At 63.6% G+C, this 14611-nt stretch carries 14 protein-coding genes; 7 read left to right on the top strand and 7 right to left on the bottom strand.

All coding sequences use genetic code 11. The annotated features are described in order from the left end of the window. On the top strand, window positions 1-461 hold a 461-nt coding region (locus MJ785_RS01005; RefSeq protein WP_239379903.1), incomplete at its 5' end, for an IS30 family transposase. 19 nt (window positions 462-480) lie between these two features. Here MJ785_RS01005 and MJ785_RS01000 read toward each other — a convergent pair. The 3 genes from MJ785_RS01000 to MJ785_RS00990 form a co-directional block, all read right to left on the bottom strand. Next, complete coding sequence (locus MJ785_RS01000) at window positions 481-846, bottom strand: hypothetical protein (RefSeq protein ID WP_239379902.1); 366 nt, start codon at window positions 844-846, stop codon at window positions 481-483. Window positions 847-1455: 609 nt separating this feature from the next. Further along, the gene (locus tag MJ785_RS00995; RefSeq protein ID WP_239310293.1) at window positions 1456-1659 is read right to left on the bottom strand and encodes a cold-shock protein; all 204 of its coding nucleotides are present in this window, start codon (window positions 1657-1659) and stop codon (window positions 1456-1458) included. A gap of 263 nt (window positions 1660-1922) precedes the next feature. Then, the gene (locus MJ785_RS00990) at window positions 1923-2783 is read right to left on the bottom strand and encodes a thioesterase family protein (protein WP_239310292.1); all 861 of its coding nucleotides are present in this window, start codon (window positions 2781-2783) and stop codon (window positions 1923-1925) included. Between the two features lie 104 nt (window positions 2784-2887). Here MJ785_RS00990 and MJ785_RS00985 point away from each other — a divergent pair, with 104 nt between their 5' ends. Next, window positions 2888-3589: a DUF4232 domain-containing protein gene (locus tag MJ785_RS00985; RefSeq protein ID WP_239310291.1), complete on the top strand. Its 702-nt coding sequence runs from the start codon at window positions 2888-2890 to the stop codon at window positions 3587-3589. Window positions 3590-3673: 84 nt separating this feature from the next. Here MJ785_RS00985 and MJ785_RS00980 read toward each other — a convergent pair whose 3' ends face one another. Further along, window positions 3674-4195 (bottom strand): NUDIX domain-containing protein, encoded by a 522-nt coding sequence (locus tag MJ785_RS00980; protein WP_239379901.1) that lies wholly within the window; start codon window positions 4193-4195, stop codon window positions 3674-3676. Window positions 4196-4786: 591 nt separating this feature from the next. On the opposite strand from MJ785_RS00980, the gene MJ785_RS00975 reads away from it, so the two are divergent. Further along, window positions 4787-5653, top strand: coding sequence for a helix-turn-helix transcriptional regulator (locus MJ785_RS00975; RefSeq protein WP_239376894.1), 867 nt, complete (start codon window positions 4787-4789; stop codon window positions 5651-5653). Window positions 5654-5742: 89 nt separating this feature from the next. Here the strand turns inward: MJ785_RS00975 and MJ785_RS00970 are convergent, their stop codons facing one another. Further along, on the bottom strand, window positions 5743-5979 hold the full coding sequence (locus MJ785_RS00970) for a DUF397 domain-containing protein (RefSeq protein ID WP_239310288.1): 237 nt from the start codon (window positions 5977-5979) through the stop codon (window positions 5743-5745). 461 nt (window positions 5980-6440) lie between these two features. Next, complete coding sequence (locus MJ785_RS00965) at window positions 6441-8342, bottom strand: glycoside hydrolase family 15 protein (protein ID WP_239310287.1); 1902 nt, start codon at window positions 8340-8342, stop codon at window positions 6441-6443. A gap of 270 nt (window positions 8343-8612) precedes the next feature. On the opposite strand from MJ785_RS00965, the gene MJ785_RS00960 reads away from it, so the two are divergent. Further along, window positions 8613-9317, top strand: coding sequence for a GAP family protein (locus MJ785_RS00960; RefSeq protein ID WP_239310286.1), 705 nt, complete (start codon window positions 8613-8615; stop codon window positions 9315-9317). Between the two features lie 101 nt (window positions 9318-9418). Here the strand turns inward: MJ785_RS00960 and MJ785_RS00955 are convergent, their stop codons facing one another. Continuing rightward, window positions 9419-10006 carry an exonuclease domain-containing protein gene (locus MJ785_RS00955; RefSeq protein ID WP_239310285.1) on the bottom strand — a complete coding sequence of 196 codons (588 nt, stop codon included), beginning with the start codon at window positions 10004-10006 and terminating at the stop codon, window positions 9419-9421. Window positions 10007-10454: 448 nt separating this feature from the next. On the opposite strand from MJ785_RS00955, the gene MJ785_RS00950 reads away from it, so the two are divergent. The 3 genes from MJ785_RS00950 to MJ785_RS00940 all read left to right on the top strand — a co-directional run bounded on the left by MJ785_RS00950 (window position 10455) and on the right by MJ785_RS00940 (window position 14449). Further along, window positions 10455-11501, top strand: coding sequence for a YncE family protein (locus MJ785_RS00950; RefSeq protein WP_239310284.1), 1047 nt, complete (start codon window positions 10455-10457; stop codon window positions 11499-11501). 460 nt (window positions 11502-11961) lie between these two features. Continuing rightward, window positions 11962-13155: a WXG100 family type VII secretion target gene (locus tag MJ785_RS00945; protein ID WP_239379900.1), complete on the top strand. Its 1194-nt coding sequence runs from the start codon at window positions 11962-11964 to the stop codon at window positions 13153-13155. 217 nt (window positions 13156-13372) lie between these two features. After that, window positions 13373-14449 carry a phosphotransferase enzyme family protein gene (locus MJ785_RS00940; RefSeq protein WP_239379899.1) on the top strand — a complete coding sequence of 359 codons (1077 nt, stop codon included), beginning with the start codon at window positions 13373-13375 and terminating at the stop codon, window positions 14447-14449. Window positions 14450-14611 lie beyond the last annotated feature (162 nt).

Raw genomic sequence — 14611 nt, 5'->3', positions numbered from 1 at the left:
AAGGGGACTTGATAATCGGGAAGGGAAACAAGTCCCAGATCGCGACGCTGGTAGATCGTAGCGCGCGGTTCGTCATGCTGGTGCGGATTCCCTACGACCGTAACGCCGAACGCGTCGTCTACCTGCTCGCGAAGAAGATGGAAACCCTGCCTGAGTTCTTCCGGAACAGCGTGACCTGGGACCAGGGCAAGGAGATGGCCCGGCACGCCGATTTTACCGTGAGAACCGGCATGCCAGTCTATTTTTGCGATCCGCATTCGCCGTGGCAGCGGGGTTCGAACGAGAACACCAACGGCCTTCTTCGGCAGTATTTCCCGAAGGGCACGGATCTGTCCTTGCATTCCCAGGAGGATCTCGATAGAGTGGCCGCAGAGTTGAATGGCAGGCCTCGTGAGACGTTGGGCTGGCGCAAGCCGGTAGAGGTGTTCAACGATCTGCTGGAAAGGCATGTGTCGCCTTGACCGCTTGATTCCGCCCCGCCTACCGCCCGATGATGACAGCCAAGCCGATGAACGAGCACGGATGCTGGCGGACGACCACGGATGAAGTGCACGGGCCAGCGCTCTGTGCGCCGTCCACTGCCTTGTCGTTGATGACGATGCGGGGCTGGCTTGGTGAGACGGTGGCCACGTTGAGGTTGACATCGGGGCGACGAACGCCGACCAGAGCACCGCGCCGCATCCCGGTGGTGACCGCCAGGAGGTACATGGCATAGAGCCGGTCGTCTTGGAGGTGCCTGACGAAGGCGCGCAACTGGTCAGAGACGCGCAACTGGTCAGGGGTCCATACCGTGGGCGAACACCGGTCGATCTTCAGTCGGTCGGCTAGGAACGTCAGGCCGGCCACGATCCCACGATGTCTGCTACAACCGGCAGTGGATCCATTCCACGATCAGCCGCCGCACGCCTGAAGAGCCCGGACTCGAATGTGACGGAAGGACAAGATCCGCGGCATGGTAAGAAGTGTCCACGAAAGTGGGAACGTTCCAATTGACAAGGTTGCTGCCTGACAGGGCTGACCATCGGCCCGTCGAGAACCCGAGGCTTCTCTTCCCGGATATGAAAGCCGATATCCGTCTGGCGCTGGGCCCCAGCGGATCCTGTCCGCAGCGTAATTTTTGCCACGTAGTTCTGGCGGCGTGGGATCCGAGGGCTCTCGGTGGGATTCCGCTCTCGCGGATGGTTGAAGCGTTTATCTCGGCGACCACTTAGAGCGACCGGCAATAGGGGACGCGGCGTCGCGGGGCTGGGGCACGCACCTCGCCGCGTTGTCGTCGGTCGTCACCCAGCACCAGGGGGACTTCCTTCTCTGCCTTGCGCCGCACGCACCCCAGCCCCGCTCCTTCGCCCCGGAGCAGCGCCGAGCATTCGGTCAGTGCCAGGAACGAGTTTTCATGATCTGTTGGACGTGCCGGTGTGGAGCGCCCACGTCGGCGAGCGCTCCACACCGAGGGGCTCAGACAGGGCGGACGTGCTCCGCCTGCGGGCCCTTCTGACCTTGCGTAACCTCGAACTCGACGCGCTGGTTCTCTTCCAGGCTGCGGTAGCCGGCACTGTCGATCGCCGAGTAGTGGACGAACACGTCGGGACCGCCGCCGTCCTGGGCGATGAACCCGAAACCCTTCTCGCCGTTGAACCACTTCACGGTGCCCTGAGCCATGTGTCGTCTCCTTCGTGGGGCTGGACCAAGCCCGCCCGCTGCGAATACTAGGTTGCCGCGGTGGGATCGTCCCACTGCCGGAAAAGACCGGAGAAACGAAAAACGCCCGCTGTCAGACTCTGGGGCGTTTGAACGTTCGAGGAAGCTCCAACTGCAACACCGTCAACCTACCAGGCTTGGCGGGGATGCGCCGAGCGAGGGGCACATCCAGCGGATACCGCGATAGGTGGCGGGGGCCGTGGGCTTGGCCGGTACGCCGGGGGTCAGGATGCTCGAGGCGGGAGCAGCTTGGCTGATTGGCTCGCTACTGCTAGCAGTTGTCCATTTTTGTCGAATATTCTGGCGGTGATCTGGGCCACACCGCGGATCACGGCTTCGACCCGGGCATCGACCAGCACCCAGTCCGTCTGGGCTATGCGTCCGACCCGCAGGCTGTTGTCCAGGCTGAGTGTGTAGAAAGGCCTGCCCACCGCGTCGATGACAGCGGTTGGCGCCAGATCGGCGAGGATTGCGATCGAGGCTGGCGAGGTCAGCATGGGTTGAGGTAGCCGTGCCCACAGAGCGCAGTGACCTGAACCCGGATTGCCGTCAAGCGTTGACCGTGGGGGACGGGCCCAACGCTGTTCAATCTGAGCGAGCATGCCTCCCGCCTCCTGAATGTCACCGCCGCTGCTGGTGTGGATCCGCGGCGGGCAGTCGAGTGGCTCTGAGGAGATGCCCTCGGGCGGGCCACCGAACTGCAGGCTGTCGCCGGTCGTGCCTCCGAAGGTGCCCGTGGCCAGCATGGCGAGCCGGCCGTTGATCGTGCCGCGGACAGCTGCTTGGGACAGGCTCCGCCCGTGTTGGCCCACCTCCAGGTGAAGACTGAGACACGCGTTGGTCTCAATGGGGGAGATGTACTGAACGGTCGCCCACAGGCAGCCTCGATCGAGGATGCTCTCGCTGACCGCGATCGCCGCAGCCAGCCCACAACCGCCCCACAACGTGCCGCCGGAGTTAAGCAGAGGTGGGCCGATCATGAGGCTGCCGCTGTTGGCTGTGACATCGACAGTCAGCCCGAGCAGCTCATGCGTGTTCCCTCCGGTGGTCCGGTCGGCACCTTCTACATCGATTCCGATGCTCATGTCCTCATGCTCGCAGGTCGCCGTGCTTGCTTCATTGAGCCGTGGAGGGCTGGCCACGGTGGGCGTTTTCGAGGCGTTCCCAGGGAGTGCGAGACTTCCAGTTTATGGTGCAAAAACCCCGGACCGCTGTGGCCCGGCTCATCGCGATCGGAGCCGGACTGTTTCTTCTCGGCGCCGCGGCTGGCGCATGCAGTTCCGGCGGTGCCACGCCAGCGTCCGTCGCTACCCCGACGAAGATCCAGGCGCCGCTCGGTGCCGAAGCGGGCATCAGGGCGCAGACTGGCAGCGACCAGGGTTCCTCCCCGCGGCCGTCGCCCATAGCCGGTGGCCAGCTGACTCCTGCGCCTGGATCACCGCCGGTGTGCGGTGAGTCCGAGTTACGGCTTGACGCCGGGCCGATGACAACTGCCGCGTCCGCCGAACGTCAGGGATTCGTCGTCATCCTCACCGATATCTCCGACCGGCCATGTTCGCTGATCGGCTATCCAGCCGTGGTCGCGTTGAACAGCGAAGGCCGCCAGGAACGGCCCGCCGCTCGCTCCGAGGGCGGCAGCCTGTTCCGGGTGAGCCCACCCGGAACGGTTGTCCTCCAGCCACAGCACAGCGCGTCCTTCGGGGTTGAGTGGACGGCAGTCCGCGCCGCGGACAAATCAGGTGAAAAGGACGCATGCCTGCCGTACGCAAGTTTCGTGATCACACCACCGAATCAGGGGGGCGGTCAGCACATCGATCGACAGACGACTATCTGTGACGCATTCCAGGTGCATCCCGTGGTCACCGGAACCACTGGGGCACGGGCACACTGACCGCCAGCCCAGAAAACGGCACCCGGCCATGCCGGGCTGGCATGTCGCCCAACTGCGACTGGGATGGCCGATGGGACCGTCGTCCTATGACGACGCCCGGAAGCCCGCGATGCCGCGCAGCCGCGGGGCAGCACCCACCCGGGGATTCCAGCCCAGTTCTGAATACATGTCATTGTCCTGCCAGCGGGCCAGCGCCTCCCGGTCCAGGGCGGTAAGCGACTCCGGCAGAGCGTCTAGATGATGCCATTGAAGCTGGTTTGTTCGCGGGTCCTGGCCGGGCGAGGGCATCCCGCGCCAGTGTGTCAGCCGGAAGAACAGCTCCACCCGTTCACCGGTATCGGCATAATAATGATGTGCCACATGCGCGAGCCACACATGCGCTGCCATGGCCATTACCGATACCGTGTCGTCGGCGATCCGGAGCACAGCCTCTATTGCTGGCTCACCGCCGTGTAACTCGCCCCACGGTAGCCGCCAGGGTGAATCCGGCTCACCGGAACGCCCCAGCAGAACCGACCCGTCCGCGCGCCACATCAGCACATGGATGTTGATCGGTAGCTGGACTCCACAGTCGGTGTCCGTGCGGTTGGCATCATTGCCTGTCACCACAGCCCCTCCGGGGGTCTTGCCAGCAGCGGCGCGCATGTGCGGAAATCCTGCACCGTACTCCAAGGGGATCGCTATGCGATCCCCTTGGCCCCCCGCGCTCGGCCGGTTGCACCGTTGACGCAGTCAAACACCGGCTCGATATCCGAGCTGGCAGGCGTCCAGCGGTCAGCCGCGTTCCAGCTGATGGTGGGATGTTCCGTGGTGCCGACGATTGCTGACCACGGCTGCCCGACCATCATGTTTGCCAATCGGTCCCTACTGTGCATTCCCGCAGTCATTCTGCTGGAATTCCGGCGGTGGGCAGCCGCTAGCCCACCACCCGCCGTTCGTCGGAAGCTCTGCCCCGCTGACGGCCCTCCCCCGCGAGCCGTCAGCGCCGCGAGACAGGGCAAGCATGCGCCGTGAGTTGTCATCACGGCCTCCCAGATCCTCACTTTCGCGGCATGAGTGAGGGTGCCTGCACATCATGGCGTTTATAGCATGCAGATGCAAGGCTCGGGTGCACGTGCAGAGGTCTGGAAGCGCAGATGCGGCGCCGGAAGATCGGATAACGTACTCTTGCGTCGACTGATGCCGAGGGGGCCGACCGTGGCGACCGTTGACGCTGGAGGCGGTCCGACCGTGTGTCGGATCATCCTGGGTTCTCAGCTCCGTCGGCTTCGTGAGGACAACGGCATCAGTCGTGAGGATGCGGCTTACAGCATCCGGGCATCCGAATCAAAGATCAGTCGCCTGGAGCTGGGGCGGGTCGGCTTCAAAGAGCGCGACGTTGCTGATCTACTCACGCTCTACGGGATCCTGGACGAAGCCGAGCGGACGCCGTTGTTGTCGTTGGCTCGCGAAGCCAACCGGCCTGGGTGGTGGCACAGCCACAGCGACGTCCTGCCGGGCTGGTTCCCGTTCTACATCGGGCTGGAGGAGGCCGCGGTACTGATCCGAACCTACGAGATCCAGTTCATTCCGGGCCTGCTCCAGACCGAAGACTACGCTCGTGCCATCATAACTCAGGGTTACAAGGGGATTCCGGCTGAAACCATCGAGCGTCGGATCAGTGTGCGGATGAACCGGCAGAAGCTGCTGATGAAGCCAGATCGTCCTAGGTTATGGGTAGTTGTGGATGAGGCTGCCTTGCGGCGTCCGATAGGTGGGCCCGAGGTGATGCGCGCTCAGCTTGAGCACCTGATGGCGCTCACGGAACGACCGAATCTTACTTTCCAGATCATGCCGTTCCATTTCGGTGGTCACGCCGCTGAGGGCGGTGCATTCAGCATCCTGCGTTTCCCTGGAAAAAATCTACCGGACGTTGTTTACCTGGAACAGCTCGGCGGTGCCGTCTACCTGGACAGGCGAGAAGAGGTTGACCGCTACCTGAACGTCATGAACCGCCTCTGTCTCGACAGCCTGCTTCCGGCTGACAGCACCGATGCTCTCAGCCGGATCCTCAGCGACACCTGACACGAGCTGGACCGCACCCGGACCATGATGTTCTTCGCGCCAGTAGAGGGCGCGAAGCGTCCTAGTGGTCTCGGGCTCATATGAGGTCTCTACTGGATCAGGTTGTCAAAGTCGCCGTCCTTGGCACCGAGGATGAGCGCTTCGATTTCGGCGCGGGTGTAGATCAGTGCGGGACCTTCGGGGTGCCTGGAGTTGCGGACCGCGATGGAGTCCGCTGAGAGGCGGGCCAGCTCCACGCAGTTTCCCTGTGAGTTGCTCCGCTGGCTCTTCTGCCACGTGACCTGCGGCAGCGCGGTCGCGGATATTCCGTTGTAGATCTCCTGCATGGTGGTCTCCCTCGATTTCGGTTGGCCGCCAGCGACGCGAAAAGATCATAGTTGTGCACCGGTGGCGGGGTGGTGCGCATGTCGGAACTCGCTTCGCGGTCTTGCACGCATTACTGGGCGTGGCTCGCACGGACGCGGTCACGCTCGTCTGGACAGGCACATGAACATGAGCAGCCCGCCGGCGGAACTCACCTCCTCCCGCTTGGCGGGAGCCTCGGTGTGCGTGCAGATGCACGTACTTCCTGCGCAGGATATAGCACGGTCGTTCGCACGTGCATTAGGGAAACAAAAATTACTTTAAGTGTCAAAAATATGGCGGATCGTATGCAAAAATTATCAACCGCCCATGGTCTGTTACGATGAGATGTATATTGATTATTTATAGTTACTTTTGGTGCTGCGTATCCACCTCGATGAGTGGACCGATCCGCCGATCACTGCTCTGCGCTCGATGTCCCGGGTCATGAGCTGCTATGGCCGACCAGCCTGGCGAGGCCGGCCGTGGTGAACGCACGCCCGGCCGGGGAGACGCTCTCGGCACGGTTCAGCCGCCGGTCCAGGTTGATCGCGGCATTGATCATTGCGAGATGGGTGAACGCCTGTGGGAAGTTGCCCAGCTGCTCGCCGGTGAGCCCGATCTCCTCGGAGTACAGCCCCAGATGGTTGGCGTAGGTCTGCATCTTCTCGAAGATGAACTGTGCCTCGGTGAGCCGGCCTGAGCGAGCAAGCGCGTCGACATACCAGAACGTGCACAGCGAGAACGTCCCCTCCGAGCCGCGCAGCCCGTCCGGCGAGGCCTCCGTGTTGTAGCGGTAGACGAGGCTGTCGGAGACGAGTTCGGAGTTCATCGCGTCGAGCGTGGACAGCCACATCGGGTCGTCCGGCGTGACGAAGCCGACCTGCACCATGCGCAGGAGAGAGGCGTCCAGCACCTCGGTGCCGTAGTGCTGGATGAAGGCCCCACGCTTTTCGTTCCAGCCACGATCCATGACCTGCTGGTAGATCCGCTCGCGCTCCCGTGCCCACCGCTCCTGGTCGCCGGGCCGGCCGTGCTCGGCGGCGAGCCGGATGGCCCGATCGAAGGCTGTCCAGGAGTTGATCCGGCCGTAGGTGAAGTCGGCCCGTCCGCCGCGGGTTTCCCAGATGCCCTCCTCCGGGGAGTCCCAGTGGCTGCACAGCCAGTCGAGAATCCGGAGCAACCGCATCCATCCTGAATGACTGAGATTGACACCCTTGTGATCGGCGAAATAGATGGAGTCCAGCGCTTCGCCATAGATGTCGAGCTGGAGCTGGTCGGCAGCGCCGTTGCCGATACGCACCGGTCGGGAGCCGCGATACCCCTCAAGGTGCTCGAGAAGCTCTTCGTCCAGATCGGATGACCCGTCCACGCGGTACATCAACCTTAGCGGTCCGGATCCGTCGCCCGCTTGTTCCTCCACCCGGTCGGACAGCCAGCCGACGAACATCCGGGCTTCTTCCACATACCCGAGCCCGAGCAGCGCGTACACCGAGAACGAGGCGTCGCGGATCCAGGTGAAGCGGTAGTCCCAGTTACGTTCGCCGCCCACCTGCTCGGGTAGCCCCGCGGTGGGCGCCGCCACCAGCGCGCCGGTGGGTGCGTAGGTCATCAGCTTCAGCGTCATGGCCGAGCGGTACACCTGTTCCCGCCAGCGGCCATGATAGGTCGACCGGCCCAGCCAACCACGCCAGAATGCGACGGTCTCGTCAAACATCGAGATAATTTCATCTCTGGCCAGTTGGCGCGGTGGCCCGGCCGCACCGGTTTCCAGCATCACCGCGCCGATCTCGCCCGCATGCAGGTTCGCCGATCCTTGAATACCGTCACCCCGCGGATTCCGGATGCGGTCGGCCGAGGCCCAGCCGATCGTTCGGGCCGGATGCATCGTGAGCTGTATACCGTTCGCCCGGAAGACCGCTCCCGCACCAGTCACATCCAGGGTATGGGTGGCGCGGCCGTAGTCGAACCGCGGCATACAGTCGAACGTGAAGCGCATCTCACCGCGTACGACCCGGACCAGCCGGACCAGCCGATGGTTGTCGGTGGCGCGCTTCGTGTCCACAACCGGCATGAAGTCAACCACTTCACCCACACCCGCATCGGTCATGAAACGGGTGATGAGTATCGCGCTGTCGGGAAAGTAGAGCTGTTTGGATACGTATCCTGGTTCGGCTGGAGCAATGCGGAAATGTCCCCCTTTCGCACGGTCGAGCAGCGCCGCGAAAACGCTCGGTGAATCGAACCGTGGCGCGCAGAACCAGTCGATCTCGCCATCTTTCGTAACCAGTGCGGCTGTGTGCAGGTCGCCGATCAAGCCGTGATCGGCAATCAGCGGATAGTCCATTTTTCTCCCTGTGCTCCCGCGGGTGCCGGACCCACCGGTTTCCGGCGGATGCAGCGGTATCCCCAGTGGTGTACCCAGGTTGCCGGTCCGTTCACGAAGCGTATGAGCGACTTACCCGTCCGTGCTGCTCACCCAGTTCGGGTGGAGCGGGGCGAGGTGCGGGAGCATATTGTGGCGGCAGCGGGAACGAAGAAGGTGACCATGGGACGGCTGGGGGATCACGCGGCGTCGGTGACTCTGGTGGGGGCAGGTCCGTGAAGGGGCGGCGCGGTGACTAGCGCGTTGCCCCTTGCGCTTGCCGCCGGCATTTATCCGCTGGGCCTGGCCATTGTATTGCGTTACCTTGGAGAGCCCGCCTCGATGCGGCATGCGTACGCCTATCTGGCGGGCACCGCGACAGTCACTTTCGTCGCGGGGATAGCAATTTTGTTGGCCTTGCGCGGCTCGGGCCTGACCGAACGGCAGCATCCCGCGCCGGGCGGTGGAATCCAGGTTTTCCTCGGGGTTGCGCTGCTGTTCGTAGCGGTTCGCCTCACCCGGCGGCGAAAGCGTGCCGACAGGGATGCCAGCAGGGATAGCGACAGGCTGGATAGACAGAACGAACCGAGTGAACCCGGCAAGGACACGGGAGCGAACGGCGCGCCTGGACGGCACCCTGGACTTGGTCGCGTTTACCTGCTGGGGGTGGTCACGTATCTGCCGTCGTTGCTCTACATCAGTGCGATAAAGGATCTTGCTGATTCCCACAGCAGCAACACTGAAACCGCACTGCTGCTGTTGCTGTGTGCTGTTTTCGTCCTCCAGATGGTGGAGCTTCCGATCATTTTGCGAATCGTCGCTCCGGCGCGGACGGGCGCGATCCTCGCCGCTTACAACGGATGGATGCACCGGCACGGACAGGATCTTCTCATCCTGCTCGCCGCCGCTGGCGGTGGCTACGTTCTCATAAGCGGCATCATGACCCTCCTGGACTGACCGATCAACGGTCGGTGCCCGGATAGCGCCCGGATAGCGTCGCACCCGCACCCGCACCCGCAGCAGAAAAGGCCGATCGCTCGCGTGATTCTATTCCCGGGTCAGCCGTTGCAGGTCACCAGCGGCAGGTCCACGGCCCGACTGGCGGCGAGGCGCAGGAGCTTGGGCAGCAGAGCGGCGAGGACGGCGGCGTCCTCGCCGGCTTCGTGCGCCCGTCGTTGGGGTATTCCCCAGTGTGCCGCGAGGGTCGCCAGCTTCAGATTGGGCAGTTGGAGGTCGAGTTGGCGTGCGAGGGCCCGCGTACACAGCCGTCGATCGACGGGAAGCCGTAGGTCGGCCCGGCCAGCCTCGGCCGCGATCATTTGCCAGTCGAACACCGCGTTGTGGGCGACGAACACCCGGCCGGCAAGCAGGGACGTCAGTGAATCGACGATCTGGCCGAACGTCGGGCTGCCCGCGAGTCGTTCACGGGTGAGGCCGTGAATGTGGACCGGCCCAGGGTCACAGCCCGGATCGAGCAAGGTCGACCAGCTGTGCTCGACCGTGCCGTCCGCGGCAACATGGACGACGGCGACCGACAGGACGCGGTCCACCCGGGGTGACAGACCCGAGGTCTCGACGTCCACGACGGCGTACCGGTGCGGGAACAAGGCGGCGAACTCACGGTTCGGGACCACGGTGGTTGTCACAGAACGGATCTTGCCGGACCAGTCTGCCGGGACCGCATCCATATGCACATGAGAGAGACAATTCTTGCGTTGGCGTGTTGATGAGGACCTTGCCTGTCAGCTGGCCAGTTGGGATCGCCGTGGTTGCTCGCGGGCGTGCTGATCTGGTTACAAAATGTTTTGATCATGATGCGAACAGGGATACCCGTGATCAAAATGTCTCGTCTCGCCTCGCCGCCACCGCCCACATTCAAGCGGTGTGTTTACTGTTACCCTTCGATGTCATTGTTGCTCGCTGGGGACTCGGAGCGGATCTGTGTATATATCTCGCGGTGATCGATCACGGCGGGTGTCGCGCCTTGTGCTGCTTGCCGCCATGTGTGCTCCGCTGCTGGCGGCCTGTGGCGGAAGCGCCGGTTCGGCGAAACCGTCATCTGTTCAGTCGAGTTCACCGGCACGGGATGTCCGGGTGGCTTCCACCTCCGCGGTGTCCCCGCCTCCGGTGGGAGCCCCGCAGCCAGCGCCGTCGAATGTCTACGCGTTTGATGGGATGAACCAGTTCAGCCCGGCCGTCCGTGACGCCAGGCCGCTCGTCTACGTTCCGAACAGCGACAGCAATACCGTTGACGTGGTCGATCCGGCGACGTTCAAGGTGATCGACCACTATGTGACCGGCGCCCGGCCCCAGCACGTCGTCCCGTCGTGGGATCTGTCAACGCTGTACGTCACCAACAACGACGGCAACAGCTTGACCCCGATCGACCCGACCACTGGGAAGATCAAAGGACCGAACATCCGTGTTGACGACCCCTACAACATGTACTTCACCCCGGACGGGAAGTACGCGGTCGTCGTCGCCGAGGCGTTGCAACGACTGGACTTCTACGATCCGCATACCTGGCGGTTGCACACGCAACTCAGGGTCGACTGCCCAGGCGTCGACCATATCGACTTTGCCGCTGACGCTTCGTTTCTTGTTGCCACCTGCGAGTTCTCCGGCAAGCTGGTCAAGGTGGACCTTCGCGCACCGGCTGTTGTCGGGTACCTGACCGTCGGGGGCATGCCACAGGACATTAAGATCGACCCACGTGGCGAGGTGCTCTATGTGGCGGATATGATGGCTAGCGGCCTCTACCTTGTTGACCCGATTCGTTTTACGAAGATCGGGTTTTTGCCGACCGGCGCAGGCGCGCACGGCCTCTATCCGAGTCGCGACGCAACCACGATGTACGTGTCGAACCGTGGTGAGGGCTCTGTCTCCGTCGTTGATTTCGGGACTCGCCAGGTCCGGACCAAGTGGTCGATCCCCGGTGGGGGCAGCCCGGATATGGGCGGGGTGTCAGCCGATGGGTCGGTCCTGTGGCTGACGGGCCGTTACAACAGCGAGGTCTACGCGATCTCGACAAAGGACGGCAGCCTGCTCGCGCGCATCAAAGTCGGCCCGGGTCCGCACGGCGCCTGCGTATGGCCCCAGCCTGGCCGTTACTCTCTCGGTCATACCGGCATCCTCCGCTGACCGGTCCGGCCGCTTGCTCCAGATCGACGAGTAGGGCCATGGTCGGCTGGCCGCAAGGTTATCGGCTGGACACAAGGGCGTTGTGGCCAGAAGCGCCGGCGGATGGAGGCGGTCAGCGCGATGCGGGCTGGCATCCTAGTGGTCGCCGCCCCCGGAAGGAATGATCATGACTGGCGGGAAAACTGTGGAGTGACCGGCATTTCCGCTCGTCGCGGTCCCGCACCGCGACCATTCAGCGGGGACTCCTGATATTTTCCTCGCCTGAAGGTGCGAGAGGCATGCGTGCGGCCGGGGTATCCGGGTTATCTTTTATGTGTCCATATTGGCCATCCGGCCCGGTGCCTCGTCGGCTTCCGGCAGCGCGGAGGGAGCTGTAGTCGCGCTGTTTTCGGCTGGCCAGACCCCTGACCCGGCCCGGAGCGATGAAAATGCGTACGTACTGTCGTCATGAGTTTGTTCGATGACCCGTCCCACGGACTGGGATGTCCTCGATCTGGATGGCGATCCCACGCCGGGAGATCCGTTCTCGCTGCGGGAACTGGCGCGGAGGTTCCGGGAATTCGCCGCTGACGTGGAACATGCCAACGGGCAGCTGGCGGCGGTAGCAGCCAATTATGTCGCGATATCGTGGCAGGGGCGGTCGGGTGCGGCATTCCGCGACGAGTCGGACGAGCTCCCAGGGCAGTTACGGAAGCTCGCGAATTCCTATCGGATGGCCGGGGACGCGCTGGGTGCCTACACGCCGGACCTGGACGCCGCGCAGGCCCGGGCCGACAGCGCGCTTGCCCGAGGCCGAGACGCCCGCGCCCGCCGGGATCGTGCCCAGGCTCTGGTCGGCCCGGCGCGAATCGCCCTCATCACCGCTGAGGCGGCCCTTTCGGAGTTGATCCCGGCGTCTCGTCACCCGGTCGAGGTTCCCCCGCCCGATCCGGCTCGGGTGGCGCAGGCGATTCGTGACCACGACGTCGTGCGGGCCAACCTGGAGCGGGCGAGAAGCACCGTCGATGCGGCTCAGGAGGATCTGGATGCGGCTCGTCGGCTCGCTCTTACCGCCAGCCAGATGCGGGCGGAGGCGGCGGCAATCTGCGTGCGCTCGATCCGGAGCGCGTCTCGAGCAGGCCTGAAAAACAAGGCCTGGCGCCCCTGGGGAGGCCTGCTGGAGCACGCCGGCCGCTTCTGGCACGCTGCCGTCCAGGCCGCGAAAGTCGCTGTAGCCGTCCTGGGCGTCGTGGTACTGGTCGTTGGCGGTCCCGTGGCGTGGGCTGTCTTCGCCGCGGCGCTCGTGGTTCTCGCTGACACCCTCGTCCAATACGCTGGCGGTCGAGCCTCCCTGTGGGATGTGCTGTTTGCCCTGGCCGACTGTGTCCCGGCTCCGGTGGGGCTGGCCGCCACAGCTGGAGCCGCCCGAGCGGTCCGGGCTGCCCGGCGGTCTCTACGTGAAGGCCGGACATTCCTTCCGATCTCGCTGGGCGCGGGGCGCGCGCTCCTGGCCACGATGGCTGAGAGTCTCCGTGATCTTTGTGCTCAAACGGTCATAGTGATCAAAAAGAAGCTGCCTCGTGGCAGCGCGGTCCGTGCCCACGATGAGCTGAGGAGGGTGGTGCTCCGGGCACGGCTGAGGTCTGGGGGAGGTGCCGCTGAGCGTGATGAGTAGCGCGTGGAGACTGGCTACCTGCTGTCCGGAAGGTTCTGGAGTAGCGGCTGGTCGGCTTGTCCGTTGGTCGGCTGTCCGTTGGTCGGCGTTGGACGTCATGAGACGGGCCGAGCGGGTGCCTGGGTATGGTCCTCCGCGCGTTCTCATGTTGATCGTTTTTGCCATGCCGCGTGGCCTGTTACCCAGGACATTGCCTGGTGCGATTATGATAAATTTCGTGCTGTTTGACCAAAACCAGACGGATGTAATGATCGAGGGCGTTCTTGCCAATTATGATTGTGGTTTTTCGCCCACCGTGAGCTTCCTGTGTGTTTCGGAGAATTCCACTTACCAGATTGATGATCACTCTACGGGCCGTCGCTGGGCACTGCGGCTACATCGTCCCGGGTATCTTCACTTTGAAGAGATCAACTCCGAGCTGCTCTGGACGCAGGCGTTACGGCATGATGGTGTGGTGCGCACGCCGTCGGTCGTGCCGACTCGTCGCGGTGATCTGGTTTGCATGATCGAGCCTGATCCGGCCGCTGCGGGTGTCTGTGCGAAACCGCGCTACGCGGTGTTGTTCGACTGGGTGGAAGGATCGTCGCCGAAGCAGTCGGACACCGTGGGCCTCATACGCAGGTTTGCCGAACTCGGTGAGGTCGCGGCACTCCTCCATCAACATGCCCGGGTGTGGCGGCGTCCAAGCGGCTTCACCCGTTTTGAGTGGACATGGCGAACAACGCTGGGGGCGGGCGGCCGGTGGGGTAGCTGGCGTGACGGTATGCGTGCGGCTGTCGGGACCGGGCCGCATGGAACCGAGCCGCATGGAACCGGGCGGCACAGCGTGCCCGATGCTGACCCGGCTTGTGTCGCACTCCTGACCCGGGCCGCTGTCGAGATCCGCCGTCGGATCGACCGGTTCGGCCGCGGTGCCGATCGGTTCGGGCTTGTCCATGCTGACATGAGGCTGGCGAATCTACTGGTCAACGAACGACTGGACGAGCTCACAGTTATCGATTTCGACGACTGCGGGTTCACCTGGTACCTTTATGATCTTGCTGCATCGTTATCGTTTATCGAACACCTGCCAGAGGTTGGTGACCTGGTGGACGCGTGGCTTACCTCCTACCGGCGACACCGGTCGGTGTCGGCTGAGGAGGAGGCGATGATGGCGACCTTCATCCTGCTGCGCCGGCTGCTGCTGCTGGCCTGGCTGGGCTCGCATCCGGAGGCTGAGGCGGTTGACAGCGTGAAGGAGTACGCCGTGGTCTCGTGTGATCTTGCCGATGACTACCTGTGCGGAAAATGTTGATGCGTCACTCGTGGTTGTGATCAGGTGGCTGTGTTCAGACTGAACTCGATCAAGCTCCTTCGGCCCGCCGCCTGATTATTCAGGCCGCGTTGTGACAGAATCGTTTCTCTGTGTAGTATTCGAAAGGTAGTGTCAGCGCGCGTGGACAGCGTCACTCGACAG

This window comes from Protofrankia sp. CiT1 (genome assembly GCF_917627335.1).
GTDB lineage: Bacteria > Actinomycetota > Actinomycetes > Frankiales > Frankiaceae > Protofrankia.
The sequence above is the reverse complement of the archived record's forward strand: the minus strand, read 5'-3'. Positions and strand labels throughout refer to the sequence as shown.